Below are 21,521 nucleotides of genomic sequence, written 5' to 3'. Positions count from 1 at the left end.
ACCACCTAGAGCCGCACGACTTGGGGACCATTTTTTGAGCGAAAGACCAGAAAAATGAGTCCCCATGGCGGGCGGCGAAAGCGTGACTTCTTGAAGCACAAGTAATTCACCTTGGCTTGCCGCCCACGGTGGGCTCGTCCGCCGCTCACCGCAGCGGAGCTGCAACGTTCGCTACGCATCCGACCCACCATGTTCGGCCAGCTGAAGTGGCTAGATTGGCTGCCCTCAATTGTTCAACGCCAAAACAATTGGAAACTGACCCCAATTAATCGACCGTGACGTCAACTTCAAAACAATTGGAAACTGACCCCAATTAGCGCCAATGAGGGGCGTGAATCACTAAATAACTGAAAGTCATCAAGCATGTTTGACAATCAGGCCATGGGCATCAGTCATTTCATCCGAGAAATTGGGCGCGGCAAGCAAGGCGCCCGGGATTTGTCACGCGCGCAAGCACACGAACTGATGGGCTTGGTACTCGACGGCGCGGTCTCCGATTTGGCGCTGGGCGCGTTTTGCGTGGCCATGCGCATCAAAGGCGAAACGCCCGAGGAAATGGCCGGTTTTTTGGACGCCACCCATGAACGCCTGACCCGCCTTCCCAATACCAGCAAGCAGCCCGTGATCGTGCTGCCCAGCTACAACGGCTCGCGCCGCCTGCCGCTGCTCACCCCCTTGCTGGCCCTGTTGTTGGCCCGTGAAGGCTGGCCGGTGCTGGTGCACGGCGGCAACACCGAAGACCAACGCGTGGCCACCGCCGACGTGATGCTGGCCCTCGGACTGCCCGTGCTCGATCAAGTCAGAGCAGTGGCCGCGGGTGAAGCCGTGTTCGCCCCCACCGCCCTGCTCTGTCCTGGCCTGTGGCGTTTGTTGGAAGTGCGCCGCAGTGTGGGCTTGCGCAACCCCGGTCACAGCATGGTCAAGCTGATGAACCCCGTTGATGGCCTGAGTCTTCGGGTGGCCAGCTACACGCATCCCGAATATGACGCTTCCATGCGCGGCACGCTGCAACTGCTGCAAGCCAACGCCATGCTGTTGCGCGGCACTGAAGGTGAACCCGTGACCGATTTCCGCCGCGCACCCCACATGCTGGCCATGCTCAACGGCGTGATTGAAGACAATGCAGAACCCGCCTCCAACGTGGTCGAACTCATGAACCTGCCAAACCATTTGAACGCCGCCGACACCGCCCAGCTGATTCAAAGCATGCTGAAAGGCGACACCGCCATTCCCTTGCCGCTGCAACTGCAAGTGGCCAAACTCTCGGCCCTGGCCCAACGCATCCACGCCCCATGAACAAACCACCTCCCATCGTCACCTTGGTCGGCGCCGGTCCTGGCGACCCCGACTTACTGACCCTCAAAGCGGTGAAAGCCATGCAAGCCGCCAGCGTCGTGCTGGTGGATGACCTGGTGCACCCCGATGTATTGGCCCACGCACCCGCCTCGGCCCGCATCATCCACGTGGGCAAGCGCGGTGGCTGCCAATCCACGCCCCAAGCTTTCATTGAAAAGCTGATGGTGCAAGAGGCTTTGGCGGGTGAAAACGTGGTGCGCTTGAAAGGCGGTGATCCACTGATTTTTGGCCGCAGCGGCGAAGAACAAGCGCATTTGCAAGCCCACGGCATTGAAGTGCGGGTGGTCAATGGCATCACGGCGGGGCTGGCCGCCGCCCACGACCTGGGCACTGCCCTGACCCACCGCGCCCATGCCCACGGTGTGGTGATGATCACAGGCCACGCCAGCGGCGCAGGCCCCCTGCCGCCGGTGGACTGGCCGCAACTCGCCCAAACCGCCCACGACTGCAAACTGACCCTGGTGGTCTACATGGGCGTGCAAAGCGCCGCCAAGCTGCAGCAGGGCTTGTTGCAAGGCTTGCCACCCGACACGCCGGTGGCGGTGGTGGAACACGCCAGCCAAGCCCGCCAACGCCAGGCGCTGGGCCAGTTGCAAGGCTTGCAGCAACTCTTGGCCGATGAGCATCTGGGCAGCCCGGCCATCATCATCATTGGCGATGTGCTCAAAGGCCTGCAGGCCCTGCCCGATGCGCTGCCGTTGAACACGGCGCTGCCGACCTTGCCGCTGAACGCCCAATTGGCCCGATAACCCACAAGTCCTCAGGCCACCCTGACAGGGGATAATCGCCGTCTTTGCACGCAATTTGGAAGACGACATGGACGCAGAACGTATCAACACCATTGGCAATTTGCTGGTCGACCTGGGTGCCCGCACCCTCGACCTACGGGGGTATCTTTGACTACGATGCCAAAGCTGAACGACTGAGAACCGTCAACGCCTCGCTGGAAGACCCCGCGGTCTGGAACGACCCGAAAAAAGCCCAAGAACTGGGCAAAGAAAAAAAATCTCTCGACGACATCGTCGTCACCCTGAGCCGCTTGGCGCAGGAGATTGAAGACAACACCGAGTTGTTTGAGATGAGCAAGGCCGATGCGGATGAAGCGGGTTTGCTCACCATCGCCGACGACACTCAACGTCTCCAAGCTGATATTGAAAAGCTGGAATTCCGCCGGATGTTCAACAACCCGGCCGACCCGTGCAATGCGTTTCTGGACATCCAAGCAGGAGCTGGCGGCACCGAAGCGTGTGACTGGGCCAGCATGCTGTTGCGCCAGTATTTGAAATACGCCGAGCGCAAAGGCTTCAAAGCCACCTTGGAAGACGAGTCTGCGGGTGATGTGGCCGGTATCAAGGGCGCCACCTTGAAGATCGAAGGCGAGTACGCGTTTGGGCTGTTGCGCACCGAAACCGGTGTGCACCGCTTGGTGCGCAAGTCGCCGTTCGACTCCGCCGGTGGCCGCCACACCAGTTTCGCCAGCGTGTTTGTCTACCCCGAGGTGGACGACTCGATTGAAATCGACATCAACCCGGCCGATGTGCGCACCGACACCTTTCGCGCCAGCGGTGCCGGTGGTCAGCACATCAATAAAACCGACTCTGCCGTGCGCTTGACCCACATCCCCACCGGCATCGTGGTGCAGTGCCAAGACGGCCGCAGCCAGCACAGCAACCGCGACGTGGCGTGGAAGCGTTTGCGCTCACGCTTGTACGACTTTGAAATGCGCAAGCGCATGGAAGCGCAGCAAAAACTGGAAGACACCAAAACCGATGTGGGCTGGGGACACCAAATTCGAAGCTATGTGTTGGACCAAAGCCGCATCAAAGACCTGCGCACCAACCTTGAAATCAGCAACACCCAAAAAGTGCTCGATGGGGACCTCGATCCCTTCATCGAAGCCTCGCTCAAACATGGCGTTTAACGCCACCTCTTTTTCTCATTTGGAGCATGTTCATGTTTCGTGAAGGACAAGCCGTGTTGACACGGCGCGAAGACTACCAAGTCCCGGCTTTCTGGATTGACAAGGTCGATCTGACCTTTGATTTGGACCCGGTCAAAACCCGGGTGCTCAACACCATGCAAGTGCGTCGCAACCCCGACGCACCCCTTCAAGCATTGCGCTTGGACGGTGAAGAATTGAACTTGTCGCGTGTGTTGGTGAATGGCCAAGGCACCTCGTTCAAGATGGACGGCGAAGTGCTTGTGCTGGAAAACCTGCCGGACGGCAACGAGGTTTTCACGCTGGAAATCTTCACCACCTGCAACCCAAGCAAAAACACACAGCTCTCGGGCTTGTATGTGAGCCAAGCGTCCTTCTTCACGCAATGCGAAGCGCAAGGTTTTCGACGCATCACCTACTTCCTTGACCGCCCCGATGTGATGAGCAGTTTCACCGTCACCTTGCGCGCCGACAAAGCCAACTACCCGGTGCTGTTGTCGAATGGCAATTTGCTGGAACAAGGCGACTTGGAAGACGGCCGCCATTTCGCCAAATGGTTTGACCCGCACCAAAAACCCAGTTATTTGTTTGCCTTGGTGGCGGGCAAGTTGGTGTGTCGCGAACAGCGCATCGTGGCGCGCAGTGGCCAAGAACATCTGCTGCAAATTTATGTGCGTTCGGGCGACTTGGACAAAACCGAACACGCCATGAATTCACTCATGGCCAGTGTGGCCTGGGACGAAGCCCGCTTTGGCCTGAGCCTGGACTTGGAGCGCTTCATGGTGGTGGCCACCTCGGACTTCAACATGGGCGCGATGGAAAACAAGGGCTTGAATATTTTCAACACCAAGTACGTGTTGGCCAGCCCGGCCACCGCCACCGACACCGACTACGGCAACATCGAAAGCGTCATCGGCCACGAGTATTTCCACAACTGGACCGGCAACCGCATCACCTGTCGCGATTGGTTTCAGCTGTCGTTGAAAGAAGGCCTCACGGTGTTCCGCGACCAAGAGTTCAGCCAAGACCTGGCCGGTTCGGCCTCCGCGCGGGCGGTCAAACGCATTGAAGATGTGCGCTTGCTGCGCACCGTGCAATTTGCCGAAGACGCGGGTCCCCTGGCGCATCCGGTGCGCCCCGACAGTTATCTGGAAATCAACAACTTCTACACCGTCACCATCTACGAAAAAGGCGCAGAAGTGGTGCGCATGATGCAAACCTTGGTGGGGCGCGAGGGTTTCGCCAAAGGCATGAAGCTGTACTTTGAGCGCCACGATGGCCAGGCTGTGACTTGCGATGATTTCGCCCAAGCCATCGCCGACGCCAATCCTGCATCACCTTTGGCCCAACACCTGGCCCAGTTCAAACGCTGGTATTCCCAAGCGGGCACACCCCAAGTGACGGTGACGTCCAGCTACGACGCAGATGCGAAGCGCTTCAGTTTGCATTTCCAACAAAGCTGCGAATCCACGCCCGGCCAGTTGATCAAGCTAGCTTTCGTCATCCCGATCCAACTCGGTTTGCTCAGCCCCAGCAGCGAAGCCTTGGGCGACGAGCAGTTGCTGGTCTTGCATGAAGATCAGCACACCCTGGTGTTTGAGAACATGGCGCAGCAGCCCGTGCCTTCCTTGCTGCGCGGCTTCAGTGCCCCGGTGAACCTGGTCTACAACTACACCGATGCAGAGTTGCTCACCATGTTGGCGCACGACAGTGACGCCTTCAACCGCTGGGAAGCCGCGCAACGGCTGGGCTTGAAAGCCGCCATGGCGTCCTTGAACAGCGCCACCGTGCACGAGCAACCCTTGCCCTTGGATTTGGTCGAAGGTTTGCGCCACGTGTTGCGCCACCCCGAGCTGGATGCGTCCTTCAAAGAATTGGTGCTGACCCTGCCCAGCGAAAGTTACATCGCCGAGCAATGCGATCAAGTGGACCCGCAAAAAATCCACGCCGTGCGTGAAGCCATGCGCTTGCAACTGGCCACAGCCCTGCAAGAAGATTGGGCTTGGGCTTTCCATCACCACACCCCCAAAGGCCGTTACCAAACCGACGCAGCGTCCTGTGGTCAACGCGCCCTGCGTGGGATGGCCTTGGTGTATTTGTGTTTGGCCGGTCAACGCCAATCGGACAACACGTGGGCGCAGCAGGCTTTGGCGGTGTTTGAAAAAGCCAGCAACATGACCGAGCGCATGCACGGCCTGGCCGCCTTGGTGCACATCGACCATCCACTGGCCGCAGGCGCTTTGGCGCAGTTCCATGCCTTGTTCAAGCAAGAAGAGTTGGTGTTGGACAAATGGTTTGCCTTGCAAGCCTCGGCCAGTGGCAGCCAGTCCGATGTCTTGGCCAAGGTGCGGCAACTCATGCAACACCCCGACTTCCATGTGCACAACCCGAACCGGGCCCGCAGTTTGATTTCCAGCTTCTGTGTCAACGCTGCGGCCTTTCACCGCACCGATGCTGCAGGCTATGTGTTTTGGAGCGAACGCGTGTTGGAGATTGACAGCTTCAACCCGCAGGTGGCGGCCCGCTTGGCCCGCACCTTGGACCGTTGGCGCAAACTGGTGGAGCCCTACCGCAGTGCCGCGCACGAAGCCATCCGCCGCGTCGCCGCCAAAGACGATTTGAGCGCCGATGTGCGTGAAGTGATCAACGCTGCCCTAGAGGACTGAACCATGAGCACATCCCTGTCTCGTTATTTGGTGGAACAGCAACGCGCCAAAAACAACATTCCCCCAGAACTGCGCTTGTTGCTGGAGGTGGTGGCCAGGGCTTGCAAAAGCATCAGCCATGCGGTGAACAAAGGCGCATTGGGTGGCGTGCTGGGCTCCGCCCACAGCGAAAACGTGCAAGGCGAGGTGCAGAAAAAACTCGACATCATTGCCAACGAGGTGTTGATTGAAGCGAATGAATGGGGCGGCCATTTGGCGGCCATGGCCTCGGAAGAAATGGACAGCATTTACCTCGTGCCCAACCGCTACCCGCAAGGCGAGTACCTGCTGTTGTTTGATCCTTTGGATGGTTCGAGCAACATCGATGTGAATGTCAGCATCGGCACCATCTTCAGTGTGCTGAAAAAACCCGAGGGCAGCGCTGGTGTCAGCGAAGCCGATTTTTTGCAACAGGGCAGCGCCCAAGTCGCCGCGGGTTATTGCGTGTATGGCCCGCAAACCACCTTGGTACTCACGGTAGGTGATGGCGTCGCCATGTTCACCTTGGACCGCGAACAAGGCTCGTTTGTCCTCACGCAAGAAGACGTGCGGATTCCGGTCGACACCCAAGAGTTCGCCATCAACATGAGCAACATGCGGCACTGGGCCCCACCGGTCAAGCAGTACATCGATGACTGCTTGGCAGGCAAAGCCGGTGTGCGCGGCAAAGACTTCAACATGCGTTGGGTGGCCAGCATGGTGGCCGATGTGCACCGCATCCTCACCCGTGGTGGTGTCTTCATGTACCCTTGGGACCAACGCGAGCCGAACAAGCCGGGCAAGTTGCGCCTCATGTACGAGGCCAACCCGATGGCTTGGTTGGTCGAGCAAGCCGGGGGGGCCGCCACCAACGGACAGCAGCGCATCATGGACATCCAACCCACCGAATTGCACCAGCGCGTGAGCGTGTTCTTGGGCTCGAAAAACGAAGTTCAACGGGTCACGGCGCTGCACCAAGCCAGCTGATTTTTTTCATCACCACACAAAGGCCACCTCATGAGCATCCACAAACACCTCCCCGCCCTGCTCTTGTCCGTGGTGGCTTTGTTCAGCCCGCAAGCACACGCCGAGGTGGTCAAAATCGCTTTCATTGATGTGCTGTCAGGTCCGTTTGCCGCAGCGGGCAAATCTTCCTTGGATCAACTGCGTGCCGTGGTGACGGCCCGCAATGCCAAAGCCAAAGCCAGCGAACCACAATTTGAAGTGGTCGCTTTTGATGGCAAAGGTTCACCGCAGGAAAGTGCCTTGATGTTGAAAAGTGCGTCCGACCAAGGCATCCGATATGTGACACAAGGCGGTGGTTCAGGTGTGGCTTTTGCGCTCACCGAAGCCATCACCAAAATCGCTGATCGCGAACCCAACAAAGCCATGGTCTACCTGAACTATTCGGCGATGGACCCGGGCCTGACCAACGACCGCTGCAACTTCTGGCACTTTCGCTTTTACCCGTCCAGCGAAATGAAAATCGAGGCGCTCACCACCTACATGAAGACGCGGCCAGACATCAAGAATGTCTATTTGTTGAACCAAGACTACACCCATGGACAGCAAGTGTCTAAAGCGTCCAAGGCCTACTTGGCCCGCAAACGCCCTGATATTCAAATCGTGGGCGACAACTTTGTGCCGATTGCCCAGGTCCGCGACTTTGCCCCCTACATCGCCAAAATCAAAGCCTCTGGCGCCGACACCGTGATCACGTCCAACTGGGGTACCGACTTGACTTTGTTGTTGAAAGCGGCCAAGGACTACGGCTTGAACATCAACTTTTTCACCATGAATGCCAACAACCCCGGCGTGCCCGCACAAATGGGTTCATGGGGCGAAAACAAAGTGAGCGTCATCTGGAACTGGGGCCACAACGCGCCCACACCCGAGTTGGAAAAGATTTATATCGCCTATAAAAAGCAATCGGACGAAGACTTTATTTTTGCCGCCCACTACAACATCGTGCACATGTTGGCCGCCGCCATGGACAAAGCCAAAAGCACCGAGCCCAAAGCGGTGGCCTATGCCTTGGAAGGCATGAAGTTCAAGAGCCCGGTGGGTGAAGTGGAAATGCGCAAAACAGACCACCAATTGCTGGCGCCCTTGTTCATGGGCATGTGGGCCAAGCAAGGTAGCAAAGGGGTCAAGTACGATGCTGAAAAAACCGGCTATGGTTTTCGATCTGAAGTGGTGTGGGATGCTTATGTGAGCGCCCAGCCTACTTCATGCCAAATGAAACGCCCTTGAAGGAACGCCATGGCTACCCCACCCAGTGAACTGATCCATGCTTTGGTTTTGCGCGAAATGCAAGACGGCATCATCCGAGACGGCCTGTGGGCCAAAGCGGTGGCGGAGTCCGGTGCTGACAAGGCCAAAGCCAAAGCGGCCTACATCCGCTTGCGGGCCGCCAGCATGCAAGAAGAAACCCGCAACCTGTTGGTCAAACAAATTCAACAGGGCCTGAAAGACACCCTCAAGCCAAAGAAAGATTTTTTATCGGCCAGCAGTTTGAAAAAACCGAATTAAACGCCCAGTTTCTTCAGCAAATCGGCTTGCACGATTTCAATCCAATAGCCGTCGGGGTCTTTGATGAAGGCCACATCGCGCATCTTGCCCTGCTCGGGGCGTTTCACATAAGTGACCTTGTTGTCGTCAAACCATTGCACGGCGGCGGCCAAATCGGGCACTGAAAAACAAATGTGACCAAAGCCTTGGGGTTGGGCATTGCCATCGTGGTATTTGAATTCTGCATTCGACTCGGTGCCCCAGTTGTGGGTGAACTCCAAGATGCCGCTTTGCGAAAAGGTCCACGCCGTGCGCTCGCCTTGGTCTTGCGGCGCCTGCTGCGCCTGCTCGGCCACTGCCAAAAAGTACAGCGTGAACTTCATCTCGGGGAAGTCCAGCTTGCGCAGCACCCGCATGCCAAACACCCTGCTGTAAAAATCCAAAGCCACTGCCGGGTCTTTCACCCGCAGCATCGAATGGTTCAACACAAAGCCTTTGGAATGGGCCGTGGGCTGCTCGCAAACACCGGGGTGTTTTTCTGTGGAAAACGTCATGGTGGAGAAACTAAGTTTTAACGGCGGTCAGGGCTGCGGGGCGAACCGCTGGGCCGGGGTGTGTGCCTGTGAGCACTGCTGGCGAGTCGAGGTTCAAGCTGGCATCGACCGCCTGGTGCTGCTTTTCTTGCGAGATGAGGCAACGCCTGAGGTATCGCAAACTGGTGACACGCAAAAACGAGGCGAAGTTGGAGACCTCGCCCCGGTGGTCCAAGATTTCATCATGCAGTGTGCAGATGAGGGCGTTGGTGGTGCAGCCCTCATCCTCGGCCATTTCGGCCAGCACATCCCACACGGTGTTTTCCAAGCGAATGCTGGTGAGCATGCCGCGGATGCGAATCGAACGTGTACGTTGCTCGTACAGAATCGGATCGGCTTTGACGAAATACTCACACATGCATGGCTCCTGGTTGAAACAAACCCAAACTCAGATGGCGCGTTCGGTCATTTGCTTGGCGATGTAATCCGCCTGGCGAATGGCCAAGGACACGATGGTCAAGGTGGGGTTCTCAGCACCACCGGTGGTGAACTGTGAACCATCACTGATGAACAGGTTGGGGATGTCATGGGTTTGACCCCATTTGTTGGCCACACCGTCGCGGGCATTGGCGCTGATGCGACAAGTGCCCAGGTTGTGGGTGGAAGGGTAAGGCGGTGTGCGGTAGGTTTTGATGGCACCGGCTGCTTGGTAAATGCGCTCGCCTTGGGTGAACGCGTGGTTGCGCATGACGATGTCATTTTCATGGTCGTCAAAGTGCACGTTGGGCACAGGGCTGCCCCACTTGTCTTTCACATTGGTGTTCAAGGTGATGCGGTTGGTTTCGCGCGGCATGTCTTCACCCACCAGCCACATGCCCGCCAGGTTGGTGTAGTGGTCCATCCACCATGCGTACTCGGCACCCCAAGCACCGGGGTCCAAGAAGGCAGGCATGAAGGCCAGGCCCAAGGACAAGGTTTCCATCTCATAGCCGCCCACGAAACCACGTTTGGGGTTGTGGAAAGACTCATCGCGGATGATGCCTGCCATGGTGGTGCCACGGTACATGTGCACCGGGTCTTTGAAGGCCGCGTAAACGGAGCCGGTCATGTGGCGCATGTAGTTGCGACCCACTTGACCAGAGGAGTTGGCCAAGCCGTCTGCGAACATGTTGGAGGCTGACAGCAGCAACAAACGCGGTGTTTCAATGGAGTTGCCGGCCACGCACACCACACGCGCTTTTTGGCGTTGCTCTTTGCCATCTTTGTCAAAGTAAACAACGCCACTGACCAAGCCTTTTTCATTGTGCTCGATGCGGGTGACGTGGGATTCGGGACGCAGGTCGAGGTTGCCTGTGGCTTCAGCCTTGGGAATCTCGGTGTAAAGCGTGGACCATTTGGCACCGCTCTTGCAGCCTTGGAAGCAAAAGCCCAACTGCATGCATCGACCGCGTCCGTCACGCGGCTGGCTGTTGATGGCCATGTTGCCGGTGTGCACTTCCTTGTAGCCCATTTTTTTCGCGCCCGCATACATCACTTTGAAGTTGTTGTTGCCAGGCAGACCAGGAATGCCATTGGTGCGTGTCACGCCCATTTTGTTTTCCGCTTTGGCGTAGTAAGGTTCCAACTCGGACAAGGTGATGGGCCAGTCTAAAAGGTTGGCACCTTTGATGTCGCCGTAAACGGTTTTGGCGCGGAACTCGTGCTCTTGGAAGCGCAGCGATGCACCAGCCCAGTGCGTGGTGGAGCCGCCCACGGTTTTGCAAATCCAAGCAGGCAGTCCTGAGAAGTCTTTGGCCACGCGCCATGAGCCGGAGGTGGTGCGGGGGTCGAGCCAGGCCAGTTGACCGAAGGATTTCCATTCGTCATTGACGAAGGACTGGGGGGACTGACGCGCACCTGCCTCGAGCACCACCACTTTGATGCCTTTTTGACAGAGTTCGTTGGCCAAGGTGCCGCCGCCTGCGCCGGACCCGATGATGACGACAGCACTGTCGTCGTTGAATGCGATAGAAGCCATGTGTGTTCTCCTGAATTTGTTGTGTGAGGGTTGGGCTTAGCCCATGTAAGCCGAGGGGCTGGCCGATTTAGGAGGCGCAGGCAACCATTTCAAATCTTGGAAACCACGGGTGATGTAACCGCCTTTTTCCCAAGCCGAGCCAGGGAAACCAAAGGCTGCGAAAGCCATGTCGTTGTTGTAGACCGAGGTCACGCACTGGCCACGCACCGCACCAAAAAACGCGGAGCCTTCCAGGCCTTTGACAATGGCGAGTTTTTTGGCGTCGCTGGCTTTCTTGAAATTGCCACCGGCCATGCTGTTCAAGTTGCTGACACCTTCACGCAGCATGCTGGCGGTGTCGGCACTGCCGGAGGCGGCACCGTCGAGGTCTTTGGCCAAAATGGCGTAGACCGCATCGGGCAATTTTTTATGCGGGTAAATGGTGCGGGCCATGGCCATCAGGGTTTCGCCTTCGGCCTGCGACAGGGTTTTCAATTCAACCGCCCACACGGTGGATGGGGCCAAACCAGCCAGCACCGAACCAGCCGCCAAGGTGCCCATCAAAATACCTGAACCCTTGAGGAACTCGCGTCGCGCCAAGGGGAGATTTTGTTTGGGGACAATGCCGCTTTCTTCGCAGTCGCTGAACGCTGAAGCAACGGGTGCTATGGGAATGGTTCGCATGAAAGTCTCCTGTGTGTTCTAAGTGGATAAGCGAATTCAGTATTTCACTGTGAAGTGTGTTGCTGGTGGTATGTCGCTAAACACAAGGAAAACCCTGATAAATAGTAAACTTCAAGCCATGGCGTCCAAAGCACCCCCTCCTATCATCCGCAGCAGCAAGGCTTTTTCGGTGGAAATACCGGAAGGCTCCAACAGCGCGAAATCACGTCGCAGCGATGTGGTGCCGAATGACGACTTGGATATCCGCAGCAAGGCTAGTCAATACCACGAGGCCGAGTTGGACCTGGACAAACCGCTGGGCGCCCATGAAGAGGATGCGGGTTTACACGGGACTGGTTTTGCCGAAGACCCGCATGCCGACAGCCAACTGCAACAGATTGAGGACCCCCACCACGACGACAATCTGGCCAAACTGCCAAGTGACGACCATCCGGCTTCTGCATCCGGTCCGACCATCCAAGCCGATGCATTGAAAGACCGGTTTGCGGGTGGTGAAGCGGGTCATGCCCTGGCCACCAAAGGCGTCAATGAAGCGCGGGACGCCTTGCACGACAACTTACAAGGTGTTGGCCAAGACGCTTTACACGACAACCTGCAAGGCGTTGCGCAAGACAGTTTGAAGGACAACCGCCAAGGTGTTGGCCAAGACGCTTTGCACGACAACCTGCAAGGCGTTGCGCAAGACAGTTTGAAGGACAACCGCCAAGGTGTTGGACAAGACGCTTTACACGACAACCTGCAAGGCGTTGCGCAAGACAGTTTGAAGGACAACCGCCAAGGTGTTGGCCAAGACGCTTTACACGACAACCTGCAAGGCGTTGCGCAAGACAGCTTGAAAGACAACCGCCAAGGTGTTGGCCAAGACGCTTTGCACGACAACCTGCAAGGTGCTGGCAAAGACGCCATCACTGACAACCAGGCGGGCATAGGCAAAGAGCATTTGGCAGACCACATCGTGTCCTTGCCCGACACCGGTGGTTTGAAATCGAGCCCCTCGGGCAAGGCTACCGAATCAGCACATTCTGAGCCTCACAGCAGCAACGCCAGTGCGCCAGCTTCAAGTCACAGCAAGACGAAGCCACCCATTGCAGCACCTGTCAAAAAATCAGCCGAAGACATGGCCCATGAAGCTGAAGTGTTGATGCAGGCCAAAATTGAAAAAGAAAAGAAACTCGAAGAGTTTCATAGCCGCGTGGACGCCATTCGCAAAACCGTCTCAGGCATCAACCACAAGCTGAACGAACTCAACGACGACGAGCCCTCCAAGCATTGAAGCTTGCATCGGTGCTTATGAGTCGCTATCCGGCGTTGGCAAGCGAGAAGCCAACACCTTGTCAATGCGGCGTCCATCCAAATCCACCACTTCAAAACGCCAGCCCAGCGCAGACACGTGCTCGCCTTCTTTGGGCAATTGGCCTGAGATCATCATGATCAAGCCAGCCAGGGTGTTGTACAAACCTCGGTCTTCCTCAGGCAGTTCGTGCAACTCCAAACGCGACTTGAGTTCTTGCACCGGCATCATGCCGTCGAGCAGCCAACTGCCATCCTCGCGTTGCACGGCCCAGGCTTCTTGCGGCAAGGTGGTTTGCACCAACTCGCCGGTGATGGCTTCCAACAAATCGCGTGGCGTCATGATGCCTTGCACCACACCATACTCGTCCACCACCAAGACCATGCGACCACTGACCGCGGCTTGATGGCCAGGCGAGGTGTTGTGCGGCCGGCGAAATTGCGCCAGCAAGTCCAATCCGGTCAGGGTCTCCGGCACAAAGGCTGCAGGTTCGGCCCAACTCTCCAGGCTGTCTGGACTGTTGTAATGGGCCAGCAAACTGGCCATGCTGACCATACCCACCACATCATCCAAACTGCCCCGGCAAACCGGGTACCAAGAATGCGTGGCCTGGCCTTGCAGTTGCTGCATGGCCTCTTGTACGCCCAAGGTGGCCTCCAGCCATACGATGTCTGTGCGCGGCACCATCAACGAAGCCAAGGTGCGCTCGTCCAAGTGAAACACGTTTTTCACCATTTGGTGCTCGTGTTGTTCAATCAAACCAGCATCCACACCTTCCACCAAACTCGCGGTGATTTCTTCTTCGGTCACTTGCCTGACTTGCTTCATGTCAATGCGGAACAAATGCAAAATTCCGGTGGTGCTGATGGACAACAAGTGCACCAGTGGCCGCGCCATCACAGACAAGGCGTACATGGCTGGCGCAGTCAATCTGGCGGCAGTTTCTGGGTAAATTTGTCCAATTCGTTTGGGCACCAACTCGCCAAACAAAATGGTGTTGAGCGTGATGATGGTCACCACGGTCAAGGTGGCCAAAATTTGAGAGGCGCCTTCAAGCAAGCCCATCTGCATGAACCATGCAGCCACGCCATCGCTGAAAGCGGCCTCACCAATGATGCCGTTGAGCACCCCCAAAGTGGTGATGCCAATTTGAATCGTGGACAAAAACTGGGTGGGTTGTTTTTGCAATTCCAAGGCAGCGTGGGCGCCAGTGGCGCCTGCATTTTCCAAGCTCACCAACAAGGCTTTGCGGCTGGAAGCCAAGGCCATTTCGGACATGGCGAACAAACCATTGAGCAAGGTGAGGAAAAAAATCAGCAGCAAATCCATGACAACCTTTGCAAACGATGTAAGACAATCTTGCCATGGCACTTTACTTGATTGGCGATGTGCAAGGCTGCAACGCAGCTTTGGGGAAACTGCTGGAGAAACTGCAGTTCTCGCCCAGCCGAGACACTTTGTTTTTGTTGGGCGATTTGGTCAACCGCGGACCCGACAACCTGGGCGTGTTGCGGCGTCTCATGGCCTTGGGGCACAGTGCCCAATGCCTGTTGGGCAACCATGATTTGCATTTGTTGGCCCTCCATTTGGGGGTGCACCGATTGAAGTCGGGCGACACGGTCAACGACATCCTCCAAGCGCCCGACCGAGCGCCATTGATACATTGGCTGCGGCATCAATCTTTGGCGCTGCAACGCGGCAAGGTGCTGATGGTCCATGCAGGGGTTTTGCCAACATGGAGTGCAGCGCACACCATGAAGCTGGCTGCTGAAGTGGAAGCTGTTTTGCAAAGCGACGATTGGGAAGCCTTTATTCCACAGATGTATGGCAATCTGCCTGCGAGCTGGGATGACCAGTTGCACGGCATTGATCGCTTGCGCGTCATCGTCAACGCGCTCACCCGTTTGCGATTTTGCACACCGGCTGGCGAGATGGAGTTCATGCACCACCGAGGCTTGGATGAAGCGCCTGCTGGCTATGTGCCTTGGTTTGATGCACCGGCTCGCCAAACCATTCAAAACACGGTGGTCTTTGGTCATTGGTCGGCCCTCAAAGCCATGAACCGGCAAGATGTGATTGAACTGGACACGGGTTGTGTGTGGGGAGGCTGCTTGAGCGCCTTGATCTTGGATGATTCAGGGCTGGGGCAGCACCAACGCTTGCAGGTTGAATGTGATCCTGATGAAACAATGGCGAGTTAGAGGGTTTCAGTGGTCTTGAAGAGCGCTGCCACTTTGCGCTTGGGTTTGATGTTGGGCGAAATACCCCGTGCGGTGCTGGGCGCAGCCACCGTGGTGCTGGGCACCGCATCAGCAGCCGTTTCTTCGTAGGGTTTGTCAAAAAACGGGTCCACCGCTTTGGGGGTGGGCGTGAATCGGCTGCGCGACTCACGCGGTGATTCTTCGCGTTTGTCGTTGCGCTTTTCTTCGTCCCAATGGCGGCGACCCGTGTTCATGCGATCACGTGGCCGGTCATCGGCGAATTCCAGCGCCAACAACTCAATTTTTTGCTTGGTGAGTTTTTCAATGTCACTGACCAAGCGTGCATCTGAGGGCGCTGCAAAACTGACTGCCAAACCTTCGGCACCCGCGCGGCCAGTGCGGCCGATGCGGTGGATGTAGTCTTCGGCGTTGTAAGGGATGTCGATGTTGAAAACGGCGGGCACATCTTTGATGTCCAAGCCACGCGCGGCCACATCGGTGCAAATCAGCAAGTCCACCTCGCCTTTTTTAAAGGCCTCCAAGGCTTTCAAACGCTCGTCTTGGCTTTTGTCGCCATGCAAGGCGGCGGTGCGCAAGCCATCACGGTCCAAGGCCCGGGCCAAACGTGCGCAACCCAGCTTGCTGTTGACAAACACAAAGGCTTGGCTGATGCCGCGCTCTTTCACGATTTGTTTCAAAGCGTTGCGCTTGTCGTCTTCGGCCACGTTGTAGAACAACTGGGTGACGGTAGACGCGGTTTGGTTGGGTCGGGCCACTTCGATGGTGACCGGATTTTGCAAATAGCTGGAGGCCAAGCGCTTGATTTCAGGTGAGAAGGTGGCCGAGAACAACAAGGTGGTGCGTTGCTTGGGCAGATAGCTCAGGATGCGTTGCAAGTCGGGCAAAAAGCCAATGTCGAGCATGCGGTCGGCTTCATCAAGGACGACATATTCCACTTGGTTCAACACCGCATTTTTGGCTTCGATGTGATCCAGCAAACGACCGGGGGTGGCCACCAACACTTCAACCCCGCGCTTGAGCTCCAAGGTTTGCGGCTTCATGTCCATGCCACCAAACACCACGGCCGAGCGCAGTTGGGTGTATTTGGCGTACATCTTGACCTGCTGGGCCACTTGATCGGCCAACTCGCGTGTGGGCAGCAACACCAAGGCCCGCACCGGATGACGCGCTGGCGAGGTGGAGGTGTTTTCATGCTTGAGCATGCGTTGCAGCAGTGGCAGGGAAAACGCGGCGGTTTTGCCGGTGCCGGTTTGCGCTGCACCCATCACGTCTTGGCCCGACAACACTACCGGAATGGCTTGGGCCTGGATGGGCGTCATAGATTCGTAACCCATTTCGGCGACGGCTTTCGCCAAACTGGGGGCCAACTGCAATTGCGAGAATGAATTCATATGTGGCGCTGATTGTCGCACTCTAGGCTGACGGCCCTGAGTCCCGGAAAAGAAGGGGTTTTCGGGGCGTTCAAGCGGCGTCAAAACCCATCATCAAGCCTTGGGCAGGGTGACGCCCACTTGGCCCTGGTACTTGCCACCACGGTCTTTGTAGCTGGTCTCGCAAACCTCGTCGCTTTCAAAGAACAAGACCTGGGCGCAGCCCTCACCCGCGTAAATTTTGGCGGGCAAGGGTGTGGTGTTGGAGAACTCCAGGGTCACATAGCCTTCCCATTCGGGCTCGAAGGGCGTGACATTGACGATGATTCCGCAACGCGCATAGGTGCTTTTGCCCAAACAGATGGTGAGCACATTGCGCGGGATGCGGAAGTACTCGAGGGTGCGGGCCAGCGCAAAACTGTTGGGCGGGATGATGCACACATCGGCTTCGATGTCGACAAAACTTTTGGGGTCGAAATTTTTCGGGTCCACCACGGTGCTGTAGATGTTGGTGAACACCTTGAACTCGGGGGCGCAGCGGATGTCGTAACCATAGCTGCTGGTGCCGTAGCTGACGATTTTTTGGCCTGCGGCGTCTTGGCGAATTTGCCCCGGCTCGAAAGGCTCGATCATGCCGTGCTGTTCTGCCATGCGGCGAATCCATTTGTCGCTTTTGATGCTCATGCCACTGCCCTTTTTTGGAATGCCCAGATTGTAGGCAATGGCGTTGCAAGCCCAACTGCGCTTGAATCTGGCGATGACCTTGCAGCTTGGGGACTCAAGGCAAGCTGCCTTGCACACCTTGCACCAAGAATTTCATTCCCATGATTTGCTCGTCAGACAGGGTCTGTCCCTTGGCCAAAATCACCTGGTCTTGGTTGTCTAAGATGGGGCCGGTGAACGGCAACAAACTGCCTTTGCCCACAGCGCGTTGCAAACGCAGGATTTCGGTTTGCACTTTTTTCGGCACCTTGGGGCCAAAGTCGCCCACTTTGATCATGCCTTCGTGCACCCCGCCCCAAACCGATCCGGTTTGCCAGGTCCCTTCAATCACTGCTTTGGCGCGGTCGCTGTAGTAGCGGCCCCAATGATGGGTGATGGCCAAGAGTTGCGCTTGCGGGGCCACATGGCGCATGTCCGAGTGGTAAGCAATCGCCATTTTTCCGCGCTCTTGCGCGGCCACCATCACCGCGTCAGATGCCGTGTGAAACGCCAGCACATCGGCTTGTTGGTTCATCAAACTCATGGCGGCTTCGCGTTCACGCGCGGGGTCGAACCAGGTGTCGAGCCAAACCAATTTCACTTGCGCTTTCGGGTTGACGTAACGCATGCCCAGGGCAAAGGCGTTGATGCCCTGCACCACTTCAGGAATGGGAAAACTCGCCACATAACCGGCCACACCGGTCTTGCTGAGCCGCCCGGCGGCAATGCCTGCCAAGAATCGGCCTTCGTAATAACGGGCGTTGGCGGCTGCCACATTGGGCGCTGTTTTGTAGCCCGTGATGGATTCGAATTTCACGCTGGGGAACTCGGCCGCCACTTTCAGGGTGGGTTCCATGTAGCCAAAGCTGGGCGTGAAGATCAGACCCACGCCTTGCTTGGCCATGTCGCGAATCACGCGTTCGGCGTCCGGGCCTTCGGTCACGTTTTCCACAAACTGGGTTTGCACTTTGAAGCCTTGCTGATTGAGTTGCTCTTCCAAGCTGAGGCGTCCCAATTCATGTTGGTGCACCCAGCCGCTGGGCAATCTTGGTGTGACATACACAAAGCCAACCTTCAAGGGCTTTTGGCTTGACGCTTGAGGGGGCGATTTGATGTTGGCAGATGGTTGCGTCTGACCGATGGCGGTGGATGAAAACAAAGCAAACGCGAACAGCGCTGCGATGAGGTTTTTGTACATGGTGTTCCTCGACATGGCCCCAAAGGGCGGCAACAGTGATGAAAAAAAACGCACCCGAAGGCGCGTTTTTAGGTTTGGCGGAGTGGACGGGACTCGAACCCGCGACCCCCGGCGTGACAGGCCGGTATTCTAACCAACTGAACTACCACTCCTGGTAGATAGCTTCGTTTCGGCTTGCGCCAAAACCAAGTGCTACAAACTTGGCGACCCTACGGGGATTCGAACCCCGGTACTCACCGTGAAAGGGTGATGTCCTAGGCCTCTAGACGATAGGGTCAAAACCTGTGGACTTTCCATCTCGACATCTTGTTTTGGTGGAGGTAAGCGGGATCGAACCGCTGACCTCTTGCATGCCATGCAAGCGCTCTCCCAGCTGAGCTATACCCCCATTGGGTGTCGAGCCCGACAGTATAACCAGATTTTCAAGCACCATTGATTCGAGCCAAAACTTTGTCCTGGCCGCACAGCGCCAGCACGGCATCCAGCGAGGGGGTTTGGGGTGTGCCCATCACCAAAACCCGCACTGGCATGGCCAATTGCGGCATCTTGAGGCCTTGCTCGGTCAACACGGCTTTGATGGCCTCGCTGATGGCCGGTGTGGACCATTCAGACAGCGCGGCCAACTTGTCAGACAACAGTTGCAAGGCCGGACGAACTGCATCGGTCACGTGCTTGGCCACGTCTTCGGCGCTGGGGTGCACATCGGCGTAAAAAGCCTTGGCCCAATGCGCCAGTGCCACGGTGGTGTCGCAACGGTCTTTGAACAAACCGCAAATGGCTGGCAAACGCGCATCTGAAGTGATGCCCAGGTGTTGCAACTGCGCCTGAACCAAAGGGGCCAGGGCATCATCTGACATGGCTTTCAAATGTTGGGCGTTCACCCATCGCAGTTTGGCTTCGTCAAATTGCGCCGCGCTTTTGCCCAAGTGGTCCAGGTTGAACCATTGCACAAACTGGGCGCTGCTGAAAATTTCATCGTCACCATGGCTCCAACCCAGTCGGGCCAAATAGTTCACCATGGCTTCAGGCAAAAAGCCCTCATCGCGGAATTGCGTCACCGGCTTGGCACCGGTGCGCTTGCTGAGTTTGTCACCCTGCTCGTTCAGCACGGTGGGCAAATGCGCGTACACCGGTGGCGTGTAGCCCAAGGCGTTGAAGATATGGATTTGCCGAGGAGTGTTGTTCACATGGTCATCGCCGCGAATCACATGGGTGATGGCCATGTCGATGTCATCGACCACCACGCAAAAGTTGTAGGTGGGTGTGCCGTCGGGGCGGGCAATCACCAAATCATCCAACTCGGTGTTGCGAATCTCGATGCGCCCTTTCACCTTGTCGTCCCAACTCACCATGCCAGACAGAGGTGTTTTGAAGCGCAACACGGGTTGCACACCGGCAGGAATGGCAGGCAAGGTTTTGCCTTCCTCGGGCCGCCAGGTGCCGTCGTAGCGGGGTTTTTCTTTGGCAGCCATTTGGCGTTCACGCAAGGCATCCAACTCGGCCACACTCATGTAGCAAGGATAAACATGGCCCGCTGCTTGCAACTGCGCCAGCACTTCCTTGTAGCGGTCCATGCGCTGCATTTGGTAGAACGGGCCTTCATCATGGTTCAAACCCAGCCAAGCCATGCCTTCCAAAATCACATCCACGGCTTCTTGCGAAGAACGTTCGACATCGGTGTCTTCAATGCGCAAAATGAAGTCACCACCAGTGGCTCGTGCAAATGCCCAAGGGTAGAGCGCCGAGCGAATGTTGCCCAGGTGAATGAAGCCGGTGGGGGATGGTGCAAATCGGGTGCGGGTGTGCATGTGCAGGTGTTTAGAAGGTTTCAAGGCCGCGCAACAAATCGGTTTTCATATCGTCAAGGTGCTCCAGACCGACAGCCACGCGAATCAAGCCTTGGCCAATGCCCGCGGCTTGGCGTTGCGCTTCACTGAGCTTGCCGTGCGAGGTGCTGGCCGGATGGGTGAGCAAGGTTTTGGTATCGCCCAGGTTGGTGCACAAGGACAACACCTGCAAGTTGTCAAGCACATGAAAGGCCCGTGAACGGGCTTGCTCGGGGTCTTGCGCTTTCACGTCAAAGGACAACACCGCGCCACCCATGTTGGACATTTGCTTCATCGACAAGGCGTGTTGCGGGTGGCTTTTCAAACCAGGGTAATGCACTTTGGCGATGCTGGGGTGTTGTTCCAACCACTGCGCCAATTCGTGGGCACGGGCGCTTTGGGCCCGCATGCGGATGTCCAAGGTTTCCAAACCCTTCAAGACCACCCATGCATTGAACGGTGCCAACACCATGCCGCTGTTTTTCATCACCGGCAAAAAATTTTCAAGCACCATGGCTTCACTGGCACACAAAGCACCGGCCATGACACGCCCTTGGCCGTCCAAATACTTGGTGCCCGAATGCATGATGATGTCGGCACCCATGTCGATGGGGCGCTGCAACACAGGCGTGGCAAAACAATTGTCCAGCGCCAGCAAAGCGCCTGCGTTGTGCGCCATGTCTGCCAACCCGGCAATGTCACACACATCGGTGAGTGGGTTGGTGGGCGTTTCAGCGAACAACAACTTGGTGTTGGGTTGAATCGCCGCTTGCCAGGCGGCCAAATCGGTTTGCGGCACCATGGTGGAGGTGACGCCAAAGCGGGCAAACTCGGAGCCAATCAATTTGATGGTCGAACCAAACATCGACTGCGAATACACCACGTGGTCCCCCGCTTTGAGCAAGCTGAACAACATGAGTGTGATGGCGGACATGCCACTCGATGTGGCGATGCAGGCTTCGGTGCCCTCCAAGGCTGCCAAACGCATCTCGAAACTGCTGACTGTGGGGTTGCCTGCGCGGCCATAGGTGTAGCCGTCTTCGTCACCGGCAAATCGATCGGCCGAGGCTTGGGCAGAGGGCTGCACATAGCCGCTGGTGAGGAACAAGGCTTCGGAGTTTTCGCCATATTGGCTTTTCTCCACAGCCAAGCGAACCGCCAAGGTTTCAAGGTGCAATGGATGAGGAACTTTGGGGTCGGTCATGGCGT

19 protein-coding genes and 3 tRNA genes are annotated in these 21,521 nt (G+C 57.0%); 9 read left to right on the top strand and 13 right to left on the bottom strand.

Features of this window, described 5'->3' with window-relative positions; all coding sequences use genetic code 11:
- Positions 1-381 precede the first annotated feature (381 nt).
- From ybiB to AC8GFP_RS02705, 7 genes are all read left to right on the top strand, one after another.
- Complete coding sequence (ybiB, locus tag AC8GFP_RS02735; RefSeq protein WP_506610531.1) at positions 382-1,296, top strand: DNA-binding protein YbiB; 915 nt, start codon at positions 382-384, stop codon at positions 1,294-1,296.
- Positions 1,293-2,105 (top strand): uroporphyrinogen-III C-methyltransferase, encoded by an 813-nt coding sequence (gene cobA / locus AC8GFP_RS02730; protein WP_506609984.1) that lies wholly within the window; start codon positions 1,293-1,295, stop codon positions 2,103-2,105. The genes ybiB and cobA overlap by 4 nt, the downstream gene beginning before the upstream one ends.
- 67 nt (positions 2,106-2,172) lie before the next feature.
- A protein-coding gene (prfB, locus tag AC8GFP_RS02725; protein WP_506609982.1) for a peptide chain release factor 2 occupies positions 2,173-3,277 on the top strand; the annotation gives its coding sequence in 2 pieces (ribosomal slippage) (positions 2,173-2,253 and positions 2,255-3,277; 1,104 coding nt in all).
- A gap of 26 nt (positions 3,278-3,303) precedes the next feature.
- A complete protein-coding gene (gene pepN, locus AC8GFP_RS02720) occupies positions 3,304-5,961 on the top strand; it encodes an aminopeptidase N (protein ID WP_506609979.1) in 2,658 nt (885 codons plus the stop codon).
- A 3-nt stretch (positions 5,962-5,964) separates the two neighbouring features.
- Complete coding sequence (locus tag AC8GFP_RS02715) at positions 5,965-6,966, top strand: class 1 fructose-bisphosphatase (protein ID WP_506609977.1); 1,002 nt, start codon at positions 5,965-5,967, stop codon at positions 6,964-6,966.
- Between the two features lie 30 nt (positions 6,967-6,996).
- Positions 6,997-8,232: a branched-chain amino acid ABC transporter substrate-binding protein gene (locus AC8GFP_RS02710; protein WP_506609975.1), complete on the top strand. Its 1,236-nt coding sequence runs from the start codon at positions 6,997-6,999 to the stop codon at positions 8,230-8,232.
- Between the two features lie 9 nt (positions 8,233-8,241).
- Entirely contained in the window at positions 8,242-8,511 is a 270-nt protein-coding gene (locus AC8GFP_RS02705) for a hypothetical protein (protein WP_506609973.1), read from the top strand.
- On the opposite strand, the gene gloA is transcribed toward AC8GFP_RS02705, so the two are convergent.
- The 4 genes from gloA to AC8GFP_RS02685 are packed head-to-tail and all read right to left on the bottom strand — an operon-like array spanning position 8,508 to position 11,703.
- Positions 8,508-9,044: a lactoylglutathione lyase gene (gloA, locus tag AC8GFP_RS02700; RefSeq protein ID WP_506609971.1), complete on the bottom strand. Its 537-nt coding sequence runs from the start codon at positions 9,042-9,044 to the stop codon at positions 8,508-8,510. The genes AC8GFP_RS02705 and gloA overlap by 4 nt on opposite strands.
- Before the next feature lie 10 nt (positions 9,045-9,054).
- The gene (locus AC8GFP_RS02695) at positions 9,055-9,441 is read right to left on the bottom strand and encodes a ribbon-helix-helix domain-containing protein (protein WP_506609969.1); all 387 of its coding nucleotides are present in this window, start codon (positions 9,439-9,441) and stop codon (positions 9,055-9,057) included.
- Positions 9,442-9,471: 30 nt separating this feature from the next.
- Positions 9,472-11,040 carry a GMC family oxidoreductase gene (locus AC8GFP_RS02690; RefSeq protein ID WP_506609967.1) on the bottom strand — a complete coding sequence of 523 codons (1,569 nt, stop codon included), beginning with the start codon at positions 11,038-11,040 and terminating at the stop codon, positions 9,472-9,474.
- A 36-nt stretch (positions 11,041-11,076) separates the two neighbouring features.
- On the bottom strand, positions 11,077-11,703 hold the full coding sequence (locus AC8GFP_RS02685; protein WP_506609965.1) for a twin-arginine translocation signal domain-containing protein: 627 nt from the start codon (positions 11,701-11,703) through the stop codon (positions 11,077-11,079).
- A gap of 118 nt (positions 11,704-11,821) precedes the next feature.
- On the opposite strand from AC8GFP_RS02685, the gene AC8GFP_RS02680 reads away from it, so the two are divergent.
- A complete protein-coding gene (locus tag AC8GFP_RS02680) occupies positions 11,822-12,976 on the top strand; it encodes a hypothetical protein (RefSeq protein WP_506609963.1) in 1,155 nt (384 codons plus the stop codon).
- A gap of 15 nt (positions 12,977-12,991) precedes the next feature.
- Here AC8GFP_RS02680 and AC8GFP_RS02675 read toward each other — a convergent pair whose 3' ends face one another.
- Positions 12,992-14,323, bottom strand: a complete 1,332-nt coding sequence (locus AC8GFP_RS02675; protein ID WP_506609961.1) for a hemolysin family protein — start codon at positions 14,321-14,323, stop codon at positions 12,992-12,994.
- 35 nt (positions 14,324-14,358) lie between these two features.
- Between AC8GFP_RS02675 and AC8GFP_RS02670 the strand changes: the two genes are divergently transcribed.
- Complete coding sequence (locus AC8GFP_RS02670) at positions 14,359-15,195, top strand: symmetrical bis(5'-nucleosyl)-tetraphosphatase (protein ID WP_506609959.1); 837 nt, start codon at positions 14,359-14,361, stop codon at positions 15,193-15,195.
- On the opposite strand, the gene AC8GFP_RS02665 is transcribed toward AC8GFP_RS02670, so the two are convergent.
- The 8 genes from AC8GFP_RS02665 to AC8GFP_RS02630 form a co-directional block, all read right to left on the bottom strand.
- Positions 15,192-16,607: a DEAD/DEAH box helicase gene (locus AC8GFP_RS02665; protein ID WP_506609957.1), complete on the bottom strand. Its 1,416-nt coding sequence runs from the start codon at positions 16,605-16,607 to the stop codon at positions 15,192-15,194. The two genes, AC8GFP_RS02670 and AC8GFP_RS02665, sit on opposite strands and share 4 nt — an antisense overlap.
- A gap of 93 nt (positions 16,608-16,700) precedes the next feature.
- Positions 16,701-17,270, bottom strand: coding sequence for a dCTP deaminase (dcd, locus tag AC8GFP_RS02660; RefSeq protein ID WP_506609955.1), 570 nt, complete (start codon positions 17,268-17,270; stop codon positions 16,701-16,703).
- 94 nt (positions 17,271-17,364) lie between these two features.
- Complete coding sequence (locus AC8GFP_RS02655; RefSeq protein ID WP_506609953.1) at positions 17,365-18,486, bottom strand: BMP family ABC transporter substrate-binding protein; 1,122 nt, start codon at positions 18,484-18,486, stop codon at positions 17,365-17,367.
- Positions 18,487-18,561: 75 nt separating this feature from the next.
- Positions 18,562-18,638 (bottom strand) — tRNA-Asp (locus AC8GFP_RS02650).
- Between the two features lie 49 nt (positions 18,639-18,687).
- Positions 18,688-18,763 (bottom strand) — tRNA-Glu (locus AC8GFP_RS02645).
- 35 nt (positions 18,764-18,798) lie between these two features.
- Positions 18,799-18,874, bottom strand: a tRNA-Ala gene (locus tag AC8GFP_RS02640).
- Between the two features lie 34 nt (positions 18,875-18,908).
- Positions 18,909-20,294 (bottom strand): glutamate--tRNA ligase, encoded by a 1,386-nt coding sequence (gene gltX, locus AC8GFP_RS02635; RefSeq protein ID WP_506610529.1) that lies wholly within the window; start codon positions 20,292-20,294, stop codon positions 18,909-18,911.
- Positions 20,295-20,304: 10 nt separating this feature from the next.
- Positions 20,305-21,516 (bottom strand): O-succinylhomoserine sulfhydrylase, encoded by a 1,212-nt coding sequence (locus AC8GFP_RS02630; RefSeq protein WP_506609951.1) that lies wholly within the window; start codon positions 21,514-21,516, stop codon positions 20,305-20,307.
- Positions 21,517-21,521: the final 5 nt, after the last annotated feature.

This window comes from Limnohabitans simekii (SeqCode), assembly GCF_965234735.1.
GTDB classification, from domain to species: Bacteria; Pseudomonadota; Gammaproteobacteria; order Burkholderiales; family Burkholderiaceae_C; genus Limnohabitans; species Limnohabitans simekii.
This window is presented reverse-complemented; position numbering and strand designations above follow the sequence as displayed.

Bases quoted from the DNA above. Each gene is read 5' to 3' on its own strand.
- pepN (WP_506609979.1), top strand. From the start codon at position 3,304: ATGTTCATGTTTCGTGAAGGACAAGCCGTGTTGACACGGCGCGAAGAC.
- AC8GFP_RS02680 (WP_506609963.1), top strand. From the start codon at position 11,822: ATGGCGTCCAAAGCACCCCCTCCTATCATCCGCAGCAGCAAGGCTTTT.
- ybiB (WP_506610531.1), top strand. From the start codon at position 382: ATGGGCATCAGTCATTTCATCCGAGAAATTGGGCGCGGCAAGCAAGGC.
- AC8GFP_RS02715 (WP_506609977.1), top strand. From the start codon at position 5,965: ATGAGCACATCCCTGTCTCGTTATTTGGTGGAACAGCAACGCGCCAAA.
- AC8GFP_RS02665 (WP_506609957.1), bottom strand. From the start codon at position 16,607: ATGAATTCATTCTCGCAATTGCAGTTGGCCCCCAGTTTGGCGAAAGCC.
- AC8GFP_RS02655 (WP_506609953.1), bottom strand. From the start codon at position 18,486: ATGTACAAAAACCTCATCGCAGCGCTGTTCGCGTTTGCTTTGTTTTCA.
- AC8GFP_RS02690 (WP_506609967.1), bottom strand. From the start codon at position 11,040: ATGGCTTCTATCGCATTCAACGACGACAGTGCTGTCGTCATCATCGGG.
- AC8GFP_RS02695 (WP_506609969.1), bottom strand. From the start codon at position 9,441: ATGTGTGAGTATTTCGTCAAAGCCGATCCGATTCTGTACGAGCAACGT.
- AC8GFP_RS02675 (WP_506609961.1), bottom strand. From the start codon at position 14,323: ATGGATTTGCTGCTGATTTTTTTCCTCACCTTGCTCAATGGTTTGTTC.
- AC8GFP_RS02685 (WP_506609965.1), bottom strand. From the start codon at position 11,703: ATGCGAACCATTCCCATAGCACCCGTTGCTTCAGCGTTCAGCGACTGC.
- AC8GFP_RS02710 (WP_506609975.1), top strand. From the start codon at position 6,997: ATGAGCATCCACAAACACCTCCCCGCCCTGCTCTTGTCCGTGGTGGCT.
- gloA (WP_506609971.1), bottom strand. From the start codon at position 9,044: ATGACGTTTTCCACAGAAAAACACCCCGGTGTTTGCGAGCAGCCCACG.
- cobA (WP_506609984.1), top strand. From the start codon at position 1,293: ATGAACAAACCACCTCCCATCGTCACCTTGGTCGGCGCCGGTCCTGGC.
- AC8GFP_RS02705 (WP_506609973.1), top strand. From the start codon at position 8,242: ATGGCTACCCCACCCAGTGAACTGATCCATGCTTTGGTTTTGCGCGAA.
- gltX (WP_506610529.1), bottom strand. From the start codon at position 20,294: ATGCACACCCGCACCCGATTTGCACCATCCCCCACCGGCTTCATTCAC.
- dcd (WP_506609955.1), bottom strand. From the start codon at position 17,270: ATGAGCATCAAAAGCGACAAATGGATTCGCCGCATGGCAGAACAGCAC.
- AC8GFP_RS02630 (WP_506609951.1), bottom strand. From the start codon at position 21,516: ATGACCGACCCCAAAGTTCCTCATCCATTGCACCTTGAAACCTTGGCG.
- AC8GFP_RS02670 (WP_506609959.1), top strand. From the start codon at position 14,359: ATGGCACTTTACTTGATTGGCGATGTGCAAGGCTGCAACGCAGCTTTG.